Source organism: Terribacillus halophilus, assembly GCF_900162685.1.
GTDB classification, from domain to species: Bacteria; Bacillota; Bacilli; order Bacillales; family Amphibacillaceae; genus Terribacillus; species Terribacillus halophilus_A.
Genome location: NZ_LT727827.1, coordinates 75253 through 95661 on the forward strand (window position 1 = coordinate 75253; position 20409 = coordinate 95661).

Annotated in this window: 16 protein-coding genes; 7 read left to right on the forward strand and 9 right to left on the reverse strand. The window is 43.1% G+C overall.

Features of this window, described 5'->3' with window-relative positions; all coding sequences use genetic code 11:
• Positions 1 to 52 precede the first annotated feature (52 nt).
• A complete protein-coding gene (locus B1K52_RS01310; protein WP_077304470.1) occupies positions 53 to 1231 on the reverse strand; it encodes a M20 metallopeptidase family protein in 1179 nt (392 codons plus the stop codon).
• Positions 1232 to 1547: 316 nt separating this feature from the next.
• Between B1K52_RS01310 and B1K52_RS01315 the strand changes: the two genes are divergently transcribed.
• Positions 1548 to 5084, forward strand: a complete 3537-nt coding sequence (locus tag B1K52_RS01315; RefSeq protein WP_077304473.1) for a family 78 glycoside hydrolase catalytic domain — start codon at positions 1548 to 1550, stop codon at positions 5082 to 5084.
• A 32-nt stretch (positions 5085 to 5116) separates the two neighbouring features.
• Here B1K52_RS01315 and B1K52_RS01320 read toward each other — a convergent pair whose 3' ends face one another.
• From B1K52_RS01320 to B1K52_RS01330, 3 genes are read right to left on the reverse strand one after another with little or no spacing between them, the layout of a single operon-like run.
• Positions 5117 to 6190: a M50 family metallopeptidase gene (locus B1K52_RS01320; protein ID WP_077304476.1), complete on the reverse strand. Its 1074-nt coding sequence runs from the start codon at positions 6188 to 6190 to the stop codon at positions 5117 to 5119.
• On the reverse strand, positions 6190 to 6720 hold the full coding sequence (locus B1K52_RS01325) for a DUF2812 domain-containing protein (RefSeq protein WP_077304479.1): 531 nt from the start codon (positions 6718 to 6720) through the stop codon (positions 6190 to 6192). Before B1K52_RS01325 ends, B1K52_RS01320 begins: the two co-directional genes overlap by 1 nt.
• Entirely contained in the window at positions 6720 to 7052 is a 333-nt protein-coding gene (locus B1K52_RS01330; RefSeq protein WP_077304482.1) for a PadR family transcriptional regulator, read from the reverse strand. Before B1K52_RS01330 ends, B1K52_RS01325 begins: the two co-directional genes overlap by 1 nt.
• Before the next feature lie 132 nt (positions 7053 to 7184).
• Here B1K52_RS01330 and B1K52_RS01335 point away from each other — a divergent pair, with 132 nt between their 5' ends.
• Positions 7185 to 7535 (forward strand): SdpI family protein, encoded by a 351-nt coding sequence (locus tag B1K52_RS01335; RefSeq protein ID WP_077304485.1) that lies wholly within the window; start codon positions 7185 to 7187, stop codon positions 7533 to 7535.
• 31 nt (positions 7536 to 7566) lie between these two features.
• On the opposite strand, the gene B1K52_RS01340 is transcribed toward B1K52_RS01335, so the two are convergent.
• Positions 7567 to 8469, reverse strand: coding sequence for an RluA family pseudouridine synthase (locus tag B1K52_RS01340; RefSeq protein ID WP_077304488.1), 903 nt, complete (start codon positions 8467 to 8469; stop codon positions 7567 to 7569).
• A 180-nt stretch (positions 8470 to 8649) separates the two neighbouring features.
• Between B1K52_RS01340 and B1K52_RS01345 the strand changes: the two genes are divergently transcribed.
• Positions 8650 to 9600 (forward strand): LysR family transcriptional regulator, encoded by a 951-nt coding sequence (locus B1K52_RS01345; protein ID WP_077304491.1) that lies wholly within the window; start codon positions 8650 to 8652, stop codon positions 9598 to 9600.
• Here the strand turns inward: B1K52_RS01345 and B1K52_RS01350 are convergent.
• On the reverse strand, positions 9589 to 10815 hold the full coding sequence (locus B1K52_RS01350; RefSeq protein WP_077304494.1) for a sensor domain-containing diguanylate cyclase: 1227 nt from the start codon (positions 10813 to 10815) through the stop codon (positions 9589 to 9591). The two genes, B1K52_RS01345 and B1K52_RS01350, sit on opposite strands and share 12 nt — an antisense overlap.
• Positions 10816 to 10936: 121 nt before the next feature.
• Here B1K52_RS01350 and B1K52_RS01355 point away from each other — a divergent pair, with 121 nt between their 5' ends.
• The 4 genes from B1K52_RS01355 to B1K52_RS01370 all read left to right on the forward strand — a co-directional run bounded on the left by B1K52_RS01355 (position 10937) and on the right by B1K52_RS01370 (position 16151).
• On the forward strand, positions 10937 to 12151 hold the full coding sequence (locus B1K52_RS01355; RefSeq protein WP_077304497.1) for a hypothetical protein: 1215 nt from the start codon (positions 10937 to 10939) through the stop codon (positions 12149 to 12151).
• An 18-nt stretch (positions 12152 to 12169) separates the two neighbouring features.
• Positions 12170 to 13525, forward strand: coding sequence for a M20/M25/M40 family metallo-hydrolase (locus B1K52_RS01360; protein ID WP_077304500.1), 1356 nt, complete (start codon positions 12170 to 12172; stop codon positions 13523 to 13525).
• Between the two features lie 243 nt (positions 13526 to 13768).
• Complete coding sequence (locus tag B1K52_RS01365) at positions 13769 to 15562, forward strand: rhamnogalacturonan lyase (RefSeq protein WP_077305827.1); 1794 nt, start codon at positions 13769 to 13771, stop codon at positions 15560 to 15562.
• Positions 15563 to 15677: 115 nt separating this feature from the next.
• Positions 15678 to 16151 (forward strand): cupin domain-containing protein, encoded by a 474-nt coding sequence (locus B1K52_RS01370; protein WP_077304503.1) that lies wholly within the window; start codon positions 15678 to 15680, stop codon positions 16149 to 16151.
• A 460-nt stretch (positions 16152 to 16611) separates the two neighbouring features.
• On the opposite strand, the gene B1K52_RS01375 is transcribed toward B1K52_RS01370, so the two are convergent.
• The 3 genes from B1K52_RS01375 to B1K52_RS01385 all read right to left on the reverse strand — a co-directional run bounded on the left by B1K52_RS01375 (position 16612) and on the right by B1K52_RS01385 (position 20349).
• Positions 16612 to 18072, reverse strand: a complete 1461-nt coding sequence (locus tag B1K52_RS01375; RefSeq protein ID WP_077304506.1) for an aldehyde dehydrogenase family protein — start codon at positions 18070 to 18072, stop codon at positions 16612 to 16614.
• A gap of 14 nt (positions 18073 to 18086) precedes the next feature.
• Positions 18087 to 18956: a methyl-accepting chemotaxis protein gene (locus B1K52_RS18370; protein ID WP_143588808.1), complete on the reverse strand. Its 870-nt coding sequence runs from the start codon at positions 18954 to 18956 to the stop codon at positions 18087 to 18089.
• A gap of 245 nt (positions 18957 to 19201) precedes the next feature.
• A protein-coding gene (locus B1K52_RS01385; protein ID WP_143588795.1) for an IS3 family transposase occupies positions 19202 to 20349 on the reverse strand; the annotation gives its coding sequence in 2 pieces (ribosomal slippage) (positions 19202 to 20076 and positions 20076 to 20349; 1149 coding nt in all).
• Positions 20350 to 20409: the final 60 nt, after the last annotated feature.

Genomic DNA, 20409 nt, shown 5'->3' on the forward strand with positions numbered 1-20409 from the left:
ACATATTGCATAAGCTGTAAAAAGAAAAAAAGAGAAGTCAAATGACTCCTCTCTAGAAAACAAGCTCCTCTGCAATACCCAAAAATAGATTAACTCCATCTTCCATGCCTGCTTCATCTATCTGGAAATGCGGATGATGATGGGGTGCTGGAGTTGGATTGTCTGCTTCTTTGGCTCCGACAAATACAAAGCAGCCTGGAACAGCGTTGGTGAAAGATGAAAAGTCTTCGCCGCCCATAATTGCACTGCCTCGAAGTACTGCATCTTCACCAAGTCGTCGCTGAATAGCGCGTTCCGCAACAGCTGTGGCTGTTTCTTCATTGAAAACAGAATCATATCCATAGATAACTTTAAAATCATAACTGGCACCATTGGCTTCCGTTATCCCTTTTACCATTCGTTCAATTATTTGAATTGCATTGTTCCGTACATCCTGTTTCAAGGATCGCATGGAAGCTCCTATTTGTACTTCATTTGGAATAACATTCACTGCCTCTCCTGCTTGTAATGTAGTGATGGAGACGACTAGTTCTTCATTCGGACTTGTCATGCGAGAAACAACCGACTGCATGTTACTTATAATTTGCGCACCTATGACAATCGGATCGACAGTTTTATCAGGCTGCGAGGAATGTCCCCCTTTTCCTTTCACAGTCACATGGAACTGATCGGAATTAGACGTAGCAGGTCCGTAAATAACACCCACTTTTCCGCTAGGCAGCTGTGATGCAACGTGCAGACCATATACCATATCAACTCCATCTGTAACACCTGCTTCTACCATCTCTTTCGCACCGCCAGGAAGCAGTTCTTCTGCGTGCTGGAATAAGAACCGAATTTCGCCATTTATCTCAGCTTGCTTGGCACTTAGAATTTCTGCAGCTGTTAGCAGAATCGCTGTATGCGCATCATGACCGCATGCATGCATGACGCCATCAACTGTTGAAGCAAACGGCAGGTCTGTTTCTTCTTGAATTGGCAAAGCATCCATATCAGCACGGAATGCAATTACCTTTCCTGGCTTTGCACCTTTCAATTTTGCCATCACACTTGTTTTTGTCGGTCGGCTTAACTCCAGGTTGCCGATACTAGCTAGTGTATCGTAGACAAACTGGGAGGTCTGCTCCTCCTGGAATGAAAGTTCCGGATTCGCGTGTAAGTGTCTTCTCCACATTATAAGGTGCTGTTTGTGTAAGTCTGTGGCCTCAAGTTCAACATGCTTGGTCTCCATTTTACTCGTCCTCATTCCTTTTACTTTATATATATGAATAATTATATTGTATAAATTAAAGAAAGTCGGCTCAAGAGACAAAAGGCGCGGAGTATTGCCACCTAGTTTTTTTCCAGTTCTTTCCGCAAAGTCAAATTTCCTCTAATTACCCCCCTAAACTAAAATTTGTCCCCTCTAATTTTCATTTAAAGTTAGGTAGAATCAAATTAAATGTAAGCGCTTTTCGATGGTGCATACAGCAATTGCTGTCTATATACATGCACAGAAAGGATGTACCTTCCCGCTTCATTACCACAACAAAAGGAGGAAAACCTGTATGAGAAGGAATCTTTATCGTCGTACGGCGTGGGTTACCGCTCTACTGCTTGTATTTTCCTTGCTTCTACCTTCTGCTTATCATCAAGCAGACGCGAAGCAGCCGAAATCGAAAGTGACCAATCTGCTGACAGATTTCGGTGAAACGCCCATAGGTTTGGATAATCCAAACCCAACTTTCAGCTGGAAAATGGAAGCGGACCATAAGGGAGCACAGCAAAAAGCTTATCAGCTAGTTGTGAAAAAAACAGACGGCAAAACGATTTGGAACACAAAGAAACAGTATTCGGATGAGTCTGTTGCTATTGTCTATAGTGGAGATAAACTCGAACCTGCTACTCGCTATGAGTGGAATGTATCTGTGTGGAATGAATCTGGTAAGAAATCAACTGCTTCAAGCTGGTTCGAAACTGGGTTGATGAATACAGATATCTCTGCTTGGGACGGTGCAAAATGGATTGGTACCGAAACCGAGGATTTGGTCCTTCAATCTCACTATCTTAGTGTATACAAAGTACACTACAAACTGCAGCTTGAAAAGAAGACCAAAACCAGCAAAGCCAGTTTTATTCTCGGCGCCAATGACCCTCGTTTAATGGATAAGAACAAAAACATTTACAATGTCGAAAATGAGAAAAACAAAAGCTATGTAGAATTCGAGCTGGATATTAGCGCTGTAAAGAAAAATAAAGGAAATGCCAAGCTGGCAATTTATCGCGCTGGCTATGAACCGAATGATAACCCTGACAAGCCGCTAACTGAATTGGTCATTCCAAGGGATTTGATTGACCATACGAACAAGTATGCAGCACATGACATATCGCTTTGGGGGAACTCAGGCATCTTCCATATATTCCTTGATGGCGAGAATCGCATTACGCCTGAAAATGGTTTTAATATAAACCCTGTCGGCTCTGGAGGCAATTACATCGCATTTCCAATGTTATCTGAAATCGGTTTTTCTTTGGATAAAAACCAGCAAGCAACCTTCTCTGATTTGAAAGTTACCAATTACCGCAAGCCATCCAATACGCTCTTTGAAGAAAAAATAGAAGCAGAAAATAATTCTAGTATATTTGGAGAATCAGAAGGTATAACAATTAAGTCCGGTACCTACCAAGTTGCCGGCGGAAAACACGGCGTTATTTCTGTTGCAGACCCTAGCGATAAGTCAACCCCACTGCTGCGAACTGAATTCCGTACCGATAAGAAAAAGATTCAAGATGCAAAGGTGTATGCAACAGCAAGAGGAATCTATGAACTTTATCTAAATGGTAAACGTGTTGGTGATGATTATTTTAATCCAGGACTGACACAGTACAACAAAACACAGATGTATCAAACATACGATGTTACAGATCAATTAAAGGCTGGGAAAAACAATGCCTTCGGAGCTATGCTCGGTGAAGGATGGTGGAGCGGAGCCAGCACCTTCACGACCGACAACTGGAATTACTTTGGGGATCGCAACTCTTTGCTGGCAAAACTAGTTATCACATATGAAGATGGCACCACCGACACCATCATGACAAATCCTGACTGGAAATATACAACAGACGGACCACTTGAGTACGGTAGCTTTTTCCAAGGGGAAGTTTATGATGCGAATAAAGAGATAAAAAACTGGAGTAAAGCTGGATTTAAGCCAAAACGTTGGAAGAACGCTGTTGAAGTGCCACTAGATGACACAACAACTGCAGCTAACCTCGATTACAGTGGTATGCAAATTACCGGACAAATCGGAGAGAACGCCAAGATTGTTGAAACATTAACAGCTAAAAGCATGGAAGAAGTCCGCCCTGGTGTGTTTGTTTATGATATGGGCCAGAATATGGTTGGTGTACCTCAAGTCAAACTGAAGAAACAAAAAGCTGGTAAAGAAATCACGCTTCGCTACGCGGAAATGCTTTATCCAGATAATGAAGCGTCTGGCGAGAACAGCGGGATGCTTATGCAGGAGAATCTGCGAGCTGCTTTGGTGCAAGATACGTATATCACAAAGAAAGGCAAGCAGACAATCCAGCCGCGATTTACCTTCCATGGCTATCGCTATCTAGAGATTACTGGAGTGGACAAAGCGCCGGCGCTTAAGGATGTAAAAGGGTTGGTGATTAGCTCTATTCATGATCTAGATTCGAGCTATGAAACTTCTAATCCAACGGTAAATAAGCTTTGGGAAAATATCACATGGAGTATGCGAGGAAACTTCCTTTCTATTCCAACCGATACACCAGCACGTAACGAGCGAATGGGCTGGAACGGTGATATTTCTGTTTTCTCGGAAACAGCCACTTACATGGATAACGTCAATCAATTCCTGCGCAGACATAATCTTGCCAATCGTGACCTGCAGCGTGATAATGGGCGCTATTCCGATGTTACGCCAATCGGGCCAGGTTTTGGTGGTATCCTATGGGGGAGCGCAGGATTGACAGTACCTTGGCATGCGTATCAGCAATACGGCGATGAAACGGTTCTACAAGAACATTACGATTCAATGAAGCAATATGTCGACTATCTCGATACTAAAGTAAATCCATCCACAGGGTTGATTAATGAGGGACCATTAGGAGATTGGTTAAGTCCGGAAAACAGTAAGACGGAGAACGTATTCTTATGGTCTGCTTACCATGTATATGACTTAGAAATCATGGCAAAAACAGCAGAAATTCTTGGCCATGACGAAGATGCTGCTCATTTTTGGGACCGCTATGAAGAGCGTAAAAACTACTTTAATGACAAGTTCATCGATCCAGAAACAAATAAAACGTTGAAATCAGACGGCTCTGTTTCAGACAGTCAGGCTTCCTATGCGGTGCCACTCGCTTTGAACGTATTGAACAAAACCAATGCTTCTGCTGCAGCTGATCATCTAGTTGCTGCTGTGGAACGAACAAATACCGATGATGATGGCAAGGAGCGTCCAGCGTACTCGCTTATGACAGGTTTTATTGGGACGGCGGCAATCAGTCAAGCACTATCAGACCATGGTCACGACGATACTGCTTATCGTCTGCTGCAGCAGACCTCCTATCCATCCTGGCTATACTCGGTTGAAAATGGTGCGACTACGATTTGGGAGCGGCTAAACTCTTATACAGAGGAAAACGGCTTCGGAGGCAACAATAGCATGAATTCCTTTAACCATTATTCGTTTGGAGCAGTTGGAGCCTGGATGTACAAAGAGTCTTTAGGCATCAAACGTGATCCAGATCATCCAGGGTTCAAGCATTTCTATCTGGAACCAACACCAGATCCTGATCAAGTCATGACTTGGGCGAAAGGACATGTGGATTCCATGTATGGCCGTATTGAAAGCAGCTGGAAAGTCAACGATCAATCTTTCCGCTATGATGCTGTCATTCCAGCGAACACAACGGCGACAATCACAATTCCTGCTGAGGATACAAAATCAGTGCGCATCAATAACAAGGCGATTCATAAAGCGGTCGGTATTACCTTCGAGAAACAGGAGAATGGAGAGATTACTTTCACGGCAGATGCCGGCAGCTACACATTCCAATCTACTATGCCATAATAAAAAAGCTTCCCCCTCGGGAAGCTTTTTTGTTATGAAGCAGCGTGTTCAGCTGCTTTTCGAATCCTATTTGCAAGCATTCGAGTCCATTCCCGTTCTAAAACGCCGAATCCGTTTATTGTTTCATATGCTTTAAACGCTTCTTTTGTGTGCACTAGCGCTTCTTTATGCTTTGAACATACCAGCATAGCTTGCATTCGACTGTATGTCCCCTCACTCAGGCTTGATACACCTGCAGCATACTGCTCAAGCTTCTCCTCATTTACAGAACCGCTCAGCGCATCAGCCAGCATTCGCCATTCTAAAAAAGGTCCATAATAAACAGACAGCTGTTTATTGGGCTTGATTTCAAATTGCTGAAACAATCGATCAATCGCTGGCTTTATCCCTTCCTTATCAGCTTCCAGATAGAACACAAACATCGCTTCAATAAAAATATCTTTCAGTTCAGCTGCATTCTCCATTTTCTCTCGGCACTTCTTATACATGGAAGCGGACCATTGCGCAGGACGCTCTGAACCATACATTTCGCCCATTAACTTAGCAGATTGAATCTTGTACTTACCTATTTCTGTTTTTCTGAGTAAATGATAAAAAGCAACCCCATCAGTTTGAAACGCACCGTTTGGCAACGGCAGAATGGTAGCTAGAAGGATAACAGCATGAAATAAACTGCAAGTCCTGAAGAAATCAATAGTTGTAAGCTGCCAGATTGCCAGCATTAGTAAGCTAAGCGACAAACTCATAACCGGTCCACTAATCGTCATCACTGCTAAGTCTTTTCTGTGTCTCTCTTCCGTCCTGCTTGGAGCAGGCAGCATTAAAGCTACACCGCCAACCAAACCCCAGCTACGGTTTTCCCGTATCCTTATTCCTTTTCGTCCCTTTCCAACATGAAACGGACCTACAACAAAATATCCAAAATCCATGCCCATCAGCTTACCGCCGATAACATGACCCAATTCATGTAGTGCGATTGCCAGAAAAGCCGCAATGCCGAGCTGAATCCATAAGCGAATGTCCGCCTGCAGGTTGGGAAGTACAAAGTGAACCCCTGCAAGAAGGCAAACTACCAAAATAGATCCGAAGAGTGGTCGTTTCAACATTAATCGTCACCCTTCCGGATCAGCTTAATGGTGCGATAATAGAAAGCAACTGTCATCGAAATACTACAGCCGGCAACCATGGATAATAGGATACAAGAGATAATTACAATCTGGCTATCTGTCTTTAATGCTATCCAATATGTGATAATCATTAAAATTGAGGTTACTACGGCCAGTTTCGGTATAAAAGAGCTAGCACGCTTCAATTTATCCTGTTTTGTATCGGCATCGGTGTAGATTGGTGAAGTATCTATAGAAGCCTCGAAAATATACATTCCATAGGAAGTGCACACGAGTGTCCAGCCAGATTCCTCAAACATTCCTATATACTCTTGCTCTTCCGCTGCATCCAACGTCCGGTAGTCAATCATGTATTGTACTTGCTTGGGCTCTCCTCGAACAAGCCGGTAACCCATAAACGCAAAATCCTGTAAATGCCAGCCCTTCGCTGCCTGCTTGGAAAGTTTGCGCATATCTTGTTTCTCACTAAAAGCGAGCCCGCCAGAAGACATATACTTTTTCTGTCTCATTATTTTCCCCTCCCTTTCGTCTGCAGTACAAGCATCCCTAAGTCGACCATTCGCTTTCGTCTTACGACTTCTTCTTCCAGCTTGGTTATACCGGCAGCTGTTGCGGCATACGTTTTCCGCCTGGGGTCGCTTTCCGGTTCTGCTTCAATTAGTCCTGCGCCTACTAGCTTCTTGATAATGGTATAAAGCGTCGCCGGTCCTATCTTAAACGTTCCTTGTGTTTCTTCCTCCACATATTGCATGATTGCATACCCGTGCCTAGGTTCGACAAGAGCTATTAATATATAGAAAACAGGGTCCGTTAACTCCTCTAATGATTTTCCTTTTGCCATAACCGTTCTCCTTTATATCCATTTTTGATATATCACTTATGGATATATTAAGAGATATGGAAGTTGCTGGCAATGGGCATAAAATCTTTTTATACTATAAGTAATCCTTTTTTTGTGAAATGAGGTGACGCTATGTTAGTTCTCATTTGTGGAATAGGAGCGATACTCGGCAGTCTTATGCTTAGAGGTTCTGCACATGATCATATAAATAACGTGTTTGGTTATCGGACAAAACGTTCGATGAAGAATCGAGAGTTGTGGGAGATTTCGCAAGTGTATGCAGCTAAAATAATGTTATTTACAGGAATAGCGAATGGCATTATTGGCGGTCTGATTATCTTTGTAACTCGCTTTTCCCCTTATAAAAACGAGTATTATTTGTTCTTTGAACTGCTATGGGTGATTGTTATGTGGAGCTCTGTCTTTGCTTTAACGGAGAAAAAGTTAAAAGAAGCAGATAATGAGCAGCAGTATCGTGCATAGAAAAAAGCAGAGCACGCTGCTCTGCTTTTCCTTATCTTGATTTAGATTTGAATAGATTTGGAATGTCCGTTACAAACCGAAGCGGCAGTCCTGTAACCGGATGGCTGAAGTTAAGCTTGCGCGCGTGCAGGCAAAGCCGTTTTATCGAGCGATCACCCGCTCCATATTTTCTATCTCCTGCTATTGGGTGCCCGAGGTCATGCATATGAACACGAATTTGGTTTTTCCGTCCTGTGTCCAGACTGAGTTCCATTAGTGTAAAGTTGTTATTTCCTTGGACAACTTTGTAATGTGTAATCGCCTTTTGTCCATCATTCTCGTACTTGCTGGAAAACATCTTATGCGTGCTCGTTTCCTTCAGCCAAGAGGTAATGGTGCCTTCTGGCTTGGACACACTTCCCTCGACAAGCGCAACATACGCTCGCTCTTTTGTTGTTGTCCACTCTTGCTGCATTTTCTGTTTGATTGCTTCAGATCTGGCAAATACCATAACACCAGATGTATCCCGGTCTAGTCGATGAACGACAAAAATCTTATTGTCACTGTGCTGTGATTTTACATAATCAGATAGCTGACGATAAGCTGTATTCGACTTTTCATTATCGGAAGCGATGGAAAGCAATCCGGAAGCTTTTTCAATAACAATGATGGCATCATCTTCATGAAGAATCGTAATACCTGACATTGGCGGAGCTTCGGTTACCATATCTGTCCGGATGGTTACCTTCTGACCTGGCTGGAGTTTGTCGTTAAACTGTGTAGAGACACGGCCATCAATGGCTACCTGTCCTCTTGTTAAGATGGATTTAACGGAGTTACGGCTTTTATTTACTACTTTGATCAAAAAAGGCAATAGTTCTTCTGCTTCTGTTACATTATATTCTTTCGGCTTCGCAGGCTGGAACCCACGAGTACGCGGTCGTTTATTTTTCATCGTTGAATCCTTTCTGTACCATTTCACATGGCATCATTACTGCATCTTTTCATCATAATTGTTATTGGGAATAAACACAAGCTTTGCTCAAAACAGCTGCAGGAATATTATAGAAATATCTATACCTTTTTCCTAAAAAAATATAAGATGGACACGACAGAACGGTAGGAGTGAAGAACCATGAATATGGACGGGTTGGAGTCATTTTTAGCAGTTGTCGCTAATAAAAGTATATCCCAAGCATCAAAAGCTTTACATATTACGCAGCCAACATTAAGTACAAGGATTCGGAAACTGGAGGAAGAACTTGACTTTGTTTTGTTAAAGCGGAGTTGGGGCGGCATTGAACTCACGGAAGAAGGACATTTTTTCCTTCCCTATGCAGTTGAACTGTTAGGAGAATTGCAGGATGCAGCGTTCGCACTGATTGGAGACAATAAAATCAGCTATCAGCTGCTCAGCAGCATCGCCGACAGTAAAAACGAACTGCGCATCGGGATAAACATTTGGCTGGCTCCTGTATTCAACCATGTAATTATCCCGTATATGCAAACACATTTTCCGCATATATCGTTTAAGTTTATTACAAGGCCTACCAATGTACTAAAAAAATTATTGGAGTACGATAGCATTCACTTTTCGATTCATTTCGAGAATTTAGCAAAAACGCCTTTCTTAAGGGAGCATCTTCTTCAAGATGAAGTGGTTTTCCTTTGTCATAAAAATGATGTTCCGCTTCTGGATGGCAAACTAGCAAATGCCAGCAAGCTCGATAAGAAATTTATTGTCTTCGAGCACGCAGCACTGACGAACAATTTGGAGAAGGTCAGTTCCGTACTGAGCAAATTGCAGGAACCCGATTATCAGATGGTAGATGACGTACAGAATATGCTTGCTTTTGTCGAGAGTGGTTATGGTTTTACAACTTTACCTCGTTCTATTCTCTACCATATGAATTTTCCCAGGATGGCTAATATAGCGATAACATCCATAGAAGATATCGACCTCACAGCATCTATCTGTTTTGAATATCGAGAAAGCGGTCAATTTCAAGACGCCATAAACGAATTGATGCAGGAATTGCAGCGTTATGTAAAAGTAATGTACAAAGAAGAAGAGCTAAGCATATGATTTGCTTTGCTCTTCTTTGTGCTTGACTGTATTTCGTCCGGTACGCTTTGCTTCATATAAAGCTTCATCAGCTTGACCAAGAAAGTAGGGTAACTGCTCGGGATTCGCTATTGGAGCGCTGTAGACGCCAATGCTCACCGTAACTTTGTCTGCTGCAGGAGAATACGCATGGTCAATATGCAAGGATTGAATGGACTGCTGAATAGCTTCAGCAGTCTCCTTTAGCTTCTCAGCAGGAAGATCAAAGATAGCCAGCACAAATTCCTCACCGCCGTATCTAGCCCATCCTGCTGTTGGAATAGCTGCCTCTTGGTGCACACTTTGCGCGATTAGTCGGAGCACTTCATCCCCGCGTATATGTCCGTAATGATCGTTATACGTTTTAAAAGCATCCACATCAAGCAGGAATAGTGACAGCTTTTTTTCTGACCTGTCTGCCAGCATGGTATAAATATAACTCTGGAAACCCCTTCTGTTTAAGATACCCGTCAATTCATCCATCGTTGCTTGTTTCTTCAGCTTGTCATTCATTGCCTCGTTTTGCTGGATCTGGACCTCCAGCGCTTCATTCATATCTGTTAGCAGCAGCTTATTATAAAAGTTTGCCGCAAACCCGGTATAAAGCAGCTGTGATGCAAGCCAACAAAAGAAAATAAACACACTTAGATTTACATAGTGACCAAACAGCATACCAGCTGCATCCTGATAAATAGGCAGACCAACGTAAAGCAGCACGACACTCGGCAAAACGAGCAATACATACAGCTTTCGCTCGACCAAAAACAAAGCAGAGACACACATATAATTGACCACAAATGCCATTACATGCCCATAATGCAGCTGATCTTGCAAGGTAATCATTGTTCCCCACACAAGAAACAGAAACACAAAGAAATGCACAACCAGCATTCGGCTGCGTACCGAAGCCTGATTTCTTTCCATTATACTTCCAATCAGCAAATACATTCCTGCCGCGAGAAAAAGTCCAATATACATGCCTACATAAAAGTCCCACCCTTCAGGCAGCTGCATAATCGTCAAAACAGCCTCAAAGAGCATAATGATAACGGCAAATAGCTTTGTCCGCTTCCAGTTCTCCTCCAGAATCAATTCACGAAGCTTCTGCTTGTTTTCCTTTGTGGCAGTCGGCAGCGTAAAGGCTGCATAATTCCCATTTTTCTCCTCGATTCTATGGTAATTGTGCTTATTATACAAAAAAGTCCCCTTCCAGCCTAGCTTCTATAAAGATATTTAATTGTATATTATGTTGACAATTTTCTGAATATAGATTAGTTTTTATTAATATTCTTATTATGTACGATGAAGGAGAGCGCATATGTGGAGTGAAATTAGTAGCAACCCTGTCATGATTACACTTTTATTGATTGCTGTATTAGGTTTAGGAGAACTCATCTCTATCTGGACAAAAGCACGTATTCCTATGCTGCTGGCGGCCTTGCTGCTTTATATCAGCCTGCTTTGGACCGGAATTATTCCGAATGGACTTATGTCAGACTCTGTTGTGACAGCATTTGGTTCCTTGATTGTCGCTCCTTTTATCGTCCATCTTGGAACGCTCGTCCCATTTTCATTAATCAAAGGGCAGCTTCGACCGATTCTTATCGCTCTGACAGGCTCCCTCACCGCTGTACTGCTCGTCTTAGCAGTAGTGCCATTATTTTTCGACTACCAGACAGCAGTTGCCGGTGCAGGTCCTGTTGTAGGCGGAATTGTAGCCTATCTTGTTACGAGTGAGAAGCTGACAGAACTAGGATTGTCCAGCTTAGTAATTATTCCTGCATTAGTACTCAGCATTCATAAACTGTTTGGTATCCCGCTCGCATCTTTCTTTTTAAAGAGACATGCGCTTATAGTCAAACAGCAAGTACAATCACGTCTTCACTCCGGTGCTGCTCTTGAAAAGGAAACAGCTGCAGCAGCTCGTCCGAACACATTGACCAAAGCACAGAATGAACGAAAATTACTTTTGCCCAAAAAATATCAAACATCTCTTATTCTTATCCTGCAGCTATATTTGGGCAGTGGTATCGCCGTTGTGCTAGATGCACTTACTGGTGTCAACTACACCATCTTCTGTTTAATTATTGGTGTAATTGGAGCTTATATAGGCTTCTATCCACCAAAGACAATGGAAAAAGCGAATGCAACAGGGTTTGCCATGATTGCCGTTATCTTTATCGTTATTTCCTCTATGGACGATGTTACGCCAGCTGCCTTGGTAAGTTATATCCCTGAAATCCTGCTCATTTGTGCATTGGGAACAACAGGCGTCACCTTAGGGGGACTGCTTGCCTCTAAGTTCCTTGGAGTCGGTAAATATCTTGGCATGCCAGTAGCACTCACCGCACTTTTTGGCTTCCCCGCTGATTACATCCTTTGCGAAGAAATCAGTCGCGAAGTAGGAGAAACAGAAGAAGAACGAGAAGCAATTATGAACGAGATTGTAACACCGATGCTCATGGGCGGGTTTACTACCGTCACGACCTGCTCCATTTTAATCGCTACGGTATTAATCGGTACATTGAACTAAGAAATAAAGGAGAATTTGATGGATACTGCTAAAATGAAAGACTACATTCAAACTAATAAACAGCAATTTTTGGACCAGCTTTTCACCCTTCTTCGCCAGCGGAGTATTAGTACACAAAATGATGGTATCGAAGAATGTGCGGAGCTTCTGCAAGGAATGATGCAGGAAATCGGAATTGATACAAAGATTCTTCCAACAGCCGGACATCCCGTCGTCTACGGGGAGTTAGTACATGATTCGGATGCTTTCACACTGCTCATTTACGGGCATTATGATGTCCAGCCGCCAGAGCCTTATGATGCATGGGAGTCTCCCCCATTCGAGCCTGAAATACGGAATGGCAAAATTTATGCGCGTGGTGTCGGTGATAATAAAGGACAGCTGATGGCACAGCTTTTCGGCGTGAAAAGTTACCAGGAAACTGTCGGGAACTTGCCAATTAATATCAAGTTTGTCTTTGAGGGCGAAGAAGAGAAAGGGAGCATCAATCTTGCTGCATTTGTGGAAGAACACAAAAACTTGCTGCAGGCTGATCTTGTTTACACATCTGACGGCCCTTCTCACAACAGCTCCTCTCCTCTTGTCTTGCTCGGAGTACGCGGTATGCTCTCTGTTGAATTCCGTGCGAAAGGCGCTGATCGCGATAATCATTCTGGAAATACAGGTAATATCGTTCCGAATCCTGCCTGGAAGCTGATTGAGCTCATGCACACGATGCGCGAAGCAGACGGTCACGTGAAGATTGAAGGCTTTTATGATAACATTCGAGCTTTCACACCCTATGAAGAACAGCTGCTCACGAAATTGCCTTATGATAAGGATTCATTAGGTAAGAAAATCGGTTATCCAGCATTATCCTTGGACGGCCCTTCTTACTATCAGAAAATGACTGGAGAACCGACATTTAATATTTATGGAATGGAAAGCGGTTATACAGGTGAAGGAACGAAAACAATCATACCAGCTACTGCTAAAATTAAAATGGATATCCGGCTCGTTGTCGACCAAGACCCGCTTGATATCTTGGAAAAAATAAAAAAGCATGTCGAGACATATGCACCAGATATAGAAGTTACCTATCTTGGCAGCATGCAGCCTTCCCGTACGAAGGCCGAGCTGCCAATCGTCCAAAAAGTCGTCAGCGCTGTGGAGGCAGCCTATCAAACAGAGCCGCTCATCCAGCCAAGCATGGGCGGATCACTCCCGGATTATGTATGGACGAAAATACTCGGTCTTCCATCCGTCATTGTTCCTTACGCGAATTTTGACCAGCATAATCATTCACCGAATGAAAATCTGGATGTCGAATACTTCTTGAATGGCATACATTGCACCGCCTCTGTTATCCATACATTAGGCAAGACAGACATATAACCACACGCATGAAGCCATGTCTCAGGACATGGCTTTTTAAAATATTTACAACCACATTTGAGAAGTAACAGCTCTGTCTAATAAGATTTGCTCTGCCTTCTGCTTTATTCTATGAATGTAAGCGCTTTAAAATTATAAGGAGGATTGATCATAGTGAAGAAATGTCTGGTAATTTTGCTAGCTTTGCTTCTGACAGTCGCTGTCCCCTTCTCTGCTGATGCGAAAAAGCTCCCCAAAAGACAAATGGAGTTTTTAGATCGAGGCGCTGTTGCTGTCGAAACAGAGGACGGTATCTTTTTAAGCTGGCGATTCCTCGGCAACGACAAGAAAAAGACTTCCTTTCATATTTACCGTGATGGCAAGAAAATTACAAGAAAACCAGTGAAACATGGCACAAACTACTTAGATGAAGCCGGAACCGCGGACAGCGTTTACCGAGTGGAAGCTATCGGAAAAGGTGCGGACCAAGACGACATTAAAGTGTGGCAGAACAACCAGCTGGAAATCCCGCTTCAAAAACCGGCTGATGGTAAAACACCAGATGGGAAGTCCTATACGTATAATGCCAATGATGCAAGTGTCGGCGATCTGGACGGTGACGGAGAATGGGAAATTATCCTGAAATGGGATCCATCCAACGCCCAGGATAACTCGCGATCCGGTTATACAGGAAATGTACTTATTGATGCTTATGAAATGGACGGTACGCACAAATGGCGCATCGACCTTGGTCACAACATTCGTGCAGGTGCCCATTACACGCAAATGCTTGTCTATGATTTTGATGGCAACGGCAAATCGGAATTAGTTGTGAAAACAGCAGACGGCACAACGGACGCGAAAGGGAAAGTCATTGGCGATAAAGATGCAGATTACCGCAATAGCTCCGGTTATATTCTCGAAGGTCCTGAATACTTAAGTGTATTTGATGGCAACACAGGTAAAATGAAAGAAACCGTGAATTATGAACCAGCTCGAGGTGATATTTGCGACTGGGGTGACTGTTACGGAAACCGCGGTGACCGTTTCCTAGCCGGCGTTGCTTATTTGGACGGCAAAACACCGAGTATCATTGAAGCCCGAGGCTATTACGAGAAAACAACGATTGCAGCTTACACCTATAAAGATGGCAAGTTAACCAAGCAATGGCTATTTGATAGTGACACCACCGGCAATGAAGCATATGCACAACAAGGAAATCACAACTTGAGCATCGCGGATGTCGATGCAGATGGAAAAGATGAAATCATTTATGGCTCCATGGCGCTTGACCATGACGGCACAGGCCTTTACTCGACAGGACTTGGGCATGGTGATGCTATGCATGTGAGTGATTTGGATCCAAGTCGTCCTGGCTTAGAGGTTTTCCAAGTGCATGAGTCTTCTCCTAATAAAGCCGGCATTGAATTACATGATGCCCGTACTGGCGAACTGCTGTGGGGTATTCCGACAAACAGAGACATAGGCCGCGGTCTCGCTGCCGACATCGACCCACGCTATCCAGGGGCTGAAATGTGGGCCGTTGACGGTGCATGGAACAGTCCGACAGGCGGACTATATGCAGCTTCAGGTGAGCAAATCTCAACAAATATCCCTCCAGCCAATTTTGCTATTTGGTGGGACGGCGACCTGTCTCGTGAAATCCTAGACCATACTTTCGACGAATCCATTCAAACTGGCACAGGATTGATCGGCAAGTGGAATCCAAAAACAGAAAAAGTTGATACATTGCTGGATGCTGAAGGTACGTACTCCAACAACGGAACAAAAGGAAATCCTGCTCTGCAAGCGGATTTGATTGGCGATTGGCGAGAAGAAGCGATTTGGCGAACAGAAGACAGCAGTGCGCTTGTCCTTTACACAACAACAGACATGACGGAACAAAGGCTGCCAACGCTAATGCATGATCCTGTCTATCGATTAGGTGTTGCATGGCAAAACGTTGCCTATAACCAGCCGCCGCACACAAGTTATTTCTTGGGAACTGATATGAAACAGCCTGATATGCCTCGAATAGACGTAATAAAGGCTAAATAAATAGTAACGAAAGCGCACAGAATCGGCCACTGTGCGCTTTCGTTTGCCTATACATACTAGAACTTGAAGCGGACATTCGCATAGGATAAAAAAACTGCAGTAAAGGAGCTAGAAAATGTTTTACAGAAATCATTATCCTTGGCAGTCTATCCCTGTTAATTACCAGCGACAGCAATGGCCACACGCTGCACATGATTATGGAAATTCCCCATATGTTATCAATATTGAACAAGCAACTTTACAAAACCCTTTTTACCGAACAGCTTTATGGACAGGAAAACACATGCAATTAACAGTGATGACCATCCACCCTGGTGAAGATATAGGTTTAGAACGACATCCAAATACCGATCAATTCCTTCGTGTCGAATCTGGTCACGGACTCGTTCAGATGGGAGCTCAAAGAGAGCATTTGGATTATCAGCAATATGTCCAAGATGACTTTGCTATTCTTGTTCCTGCAGGCATGTGGCATAATCTAATTAATACTGGTCATACGCCGTTAAAGCTTTACACGATTTACGCACCGCCAGAGCATCCCTATGGAACAACTCATCCTGCCAAACAGGACGCCATGGCTGCTGAATAACAGGAAGAACATAAAGAGGCTAGGACATAACAGTTTAAGCTATATAAAAATCCAAACAATACTGCAATTAACTGCGGAATTGTTTGGATTTTTTGGATTGGAAACTATGATGAGAGCACCGCTTCGGAAATACACTCCGCTTTCCAGCGGGCGGCTGGTGAGCCTCCTCGTGCAAAAAAAACGCACTGCGGGGTCTCCCCTAGCCTTCCTCCCGCGGGAGTCTCCGTGTATTTCCTACGCTGATTTGTGTATTCCCTAAGTGTAGGCGGAATAGGAAGACTCCTCGAAAATAAGAAGCAATTTTCTTGTCGGTGTCTTACTTTAAAAGCTATTCTTGTCCAACGGTAACAGCAAGAGTTGGAGAGGCAGCAGCCGTCAGAGAAATCAAGTAAAAGTATGATGTATTAAACGTTCGCTTTTATTCTAAATTAATCTCGTTTTGTCCCGCTCTCGACTTTCATTAGCTATATGGATATTGTCTGCGGTCATGCTGAATGCTGATCCATTTGGTCGTTGTAAATGCATCAAGACTCCAGTCGCCATTCAAGCGTCCAAGGCCGGAATTTTTCACACCGCCAAATGCTACAGTTGGTTCGTCATTGATTGTACCATCATTAATATGAATCATGCCGGTATCCATCTGCTTCGCAAGCTCTGCGCCGCGCTCCACATCTCTTGTATGAATAGCACCGCTTAACCCATAATCACTGTTGTTCGCATAAGCTAGTACTTCTTCATCACTACTTACTTTCATAATCGATACAACAGGTGCAAATAATTCTTCATTTGCAATCGTCATATCAGGTGTAACGTCACCAAATACTACTGGTTCGACAATATTGCCTTCCACTTTTCCTTTGATTAGCGGTGTTGCGCCTTCTTCGATGCCTTTCTCAATCAAAGCTACTGTCGTTTTCACTTGCTGTTCATTAATTAGCGGTCCGATGATTGTGCTTGGATCTTTTGGATCACCGCATGTGAGCGTGGAAACCTTCGCTAAGTACTTTTCAACAAATTCGTCGTACACATCTTCATGCACGAGCAAACGGTTAGCAGACATACAGATTTGACCTTGATGCGTGAAGCGGCTGAATACAGCTGCACTTACAGCAAGTTCCATATCTGCATCTTCTAAAACAACTAAGGCACTGTTGCCGCCTAGCTCCAGATGCGCCTCTTTTAAATTCTTACCAGCTATCATTCCAATATGTTTTCCTACTTTAGTAGAGCCCGTGAAGGAAACAGCACGCGGTATTTTATGCTCCACAAAGTTATCGCCAATTTCACTAATTTCTGTCACGATGACATTTAGCAACCCTTTAGGAAGACCTGCTTCTTCGAAAAGCTTGGCAATCATTGTTCCGCCAGCAATGGCTGTATGTTCATGGGGTTTTAACACAACACCATTCCCGGCAGCCAATGCAGTTGCTACTGATTTCATAGATAGGAAGAATGGGAAGTTAAATGGACTGATAACACCCACAACACCGACTGGTACACGGTAGACACGGTTCTCTTTTCCATCAATTGGTGACGGAAGAATCTGACCATTCATGCGGAATGGGAATGTTGATGCTTCTTTAATAATATTTGTTACAAGACCGATTTCGAATTCAGCTTTTAGCCTTGTGCCGCCGATTTCTTCGATAATTGTTGCAACGAATGCTTCATGATTTGCTTCGATATAAGCGACAGCCTTTTCGAAGACGGCGCGCTGTGCAACCGGGTTGGTTTTCGCCCATTCCTTTTGTACACGAGCTGATGCTTCATATGCTTCATTTAAGTCGCCAAAGCTGGCAGCTTGATAAGTAGCGATAATTTCACCGTTATATGGATTGCGATTCTCCATTTTCACACTGCTCTGGCCTTCACGCCACTCCCCGTTAATATATTGACTGTTCAAATGCTTGAAATTATCCATTTTGGTCACCTCTATTAGTCTTTGATTGAAACGTTATCTTTTGCTAGCTGGGCAAGAATGTGTACATTGCCATTGATTTCTTCCATCGTAGCTGTCAGTTCTTCAATCGCAGCAGATTGCGTATCAGATTCTGCATTTGCTTCTTGAATGGAATTGCTTAGCTTCGCAATATGCGTCTTGATCTGTTCCGTAATTTGATGAATTTCAGTTACTTGGTCTTTGGACCCAGCTGCCATCTTTCGGATTTCATCTGCAACAACACTGAAGCCTCGGCCATGCTCGCCAGCACGTGCTGACTCAATGGCAGCGTTTAAACCGAGCAAGTTGCTCTGATCAGCAATACCTTTTACCACGTTGGAGACTTCTTCAATTGTGTCGACACTATCAGTAACTTCTGAAGCTTTCTTGGATATGTAGGTCATACCTTCTGCCAAACCGGAAATAGATTTCGCCATATCTTGAATCGTAGCAGTTACATCGCCAATTACGCCCGATAAGTTTGTAGCAATAGAAGACAACTGATTGGCACTTTCTATACTCAAACCAACACCGACACCGCCAATCACATTACCTGCCTCATCATGAAGCGGAATAGCACGTGCAATAATACTTACTCCGAAAAGCTCTTCTGGTACGACAGCAGATTGATTCTTATTCTGACGAATTGCTGCTGCTACGATGTCTCCATCTACTAACGGATCACCAGGTGCAACATTTAAAGAAAATGTCTTCGCTGGAAAATTGATGATTAGTTTCTCTGTATTATAAATACCAATGGTGACATCTTCGTTAATCAGGTCCTGTAAAAAAGGCCCCACTCTTGCAAAGGCGTCCAACATCGGATGCAATGTCTGCTCCGACTGTTCTTGTAGTTGTATGCTCATGGCATCATTCTCCTGTACATAGTTTTTAACACTATTATTATATATCGGCATTTCATCCTATTTGTAAAGCAATATGGTAGAAAAGAAATAGGACGGAACTATATTAAATAGGAACAAAGATTCACAGAATCGAGGAATAGATAATCTTACGTAACGAGTGGGCGTCTCTCAGCAAACCATACAAAAAAGCCAGCTGAATGGTATTGGGACTGACCCCCGTTTCTGAGACAGGGATCAAAAAACCTTCAAACAGCCGATTGCCGATATTGTATCGGTGATTGGTTGTTTAGTTTCGTTTGGATACGAATATTGTTATAATAATAAATATATTCTTCAACAGTACGTTCTACGATGGCAGTCGAAGTTCGATTTATGCTGTTAAGATAGAATGTTTCAGACTTTAGTATGGAATGAAACGATTCGATAGAGGCATTATCAGCGGGCGTTCCTTTTCGGGACATACTCATGGTAATGCCTTTTGCTTTTACAGCTTCTTGGTACTTATAAGATGTGTACACCGACCCCTGATCACTGTGTAATATGCAGTTCTCAGGCAATGGTGGCAGCTGATCGAGTGTCTCCAACACGAAAGCTGTATCTTGTTTATCTCCAATAGAGGACGCCACTACTTCGCCATTGCACAAATCTATTATACTGGAAAGATACATTAGTTTCTGACCATAAGGCAGGTATGTAATGTCGGTTACGAGCTTCTCAAGAGGACGATCAGACTGAAAGTTCCGATCCAATAAATTTTCTGCGACGGCATATGGCTGTCCAGTTTTCTTACGTTTCTTCACTTTAACCCGGCACTGCCATTGATTCTCCTGCATTACTCGCTGCACGACTTTGTGGTTAATGCATTGCTCCTGTCTCAGTAAGGCAGTAATCTTTCTGTAACCGTACCGATACTTGTGTTCTCGGCACAATATGCCAATTTGCTTTTTAAGTAGTTCTTTCGAATCGTCTTTCTCTTTGTTCTTCCAGCGATAATAAGATGCTCTCGAGATACCTAAATGTACACAAATATCCTGTATTGTCATTGTGTTATGCAGTGATTCTACAAGTTCGACTGCCGTTTCTCTATCAACTTCCTTTCCAATTCCTTGTACTTTTTTAAAACTTCATTTTGTTGCCTTAAAAATCGGTTCTCAGCTTGTAATTCCTCTACTTCTGAAGAATAGGCTGGCCCTTTCCCGTAGGTGTACTGCTTGCCAACTGGCTGTTCAAAACGATGCGTCTCTTCAGATTTATACCATCTGACCCATGTCTTCACTTGCGATCTACTCTTAATATTTAGTTCGTTCAAAATCTCTTTTACAGGTACGCCTGCCAAGCGCATTTCAACTGCCTTCATTTTTATCTCCACTGGATAACTGACTCTAGTTCCCATAGAAAAAACACCTCCAAGTATTATTTCGGATAACAATCGTCCGTTTTCAACCTTGAAGGT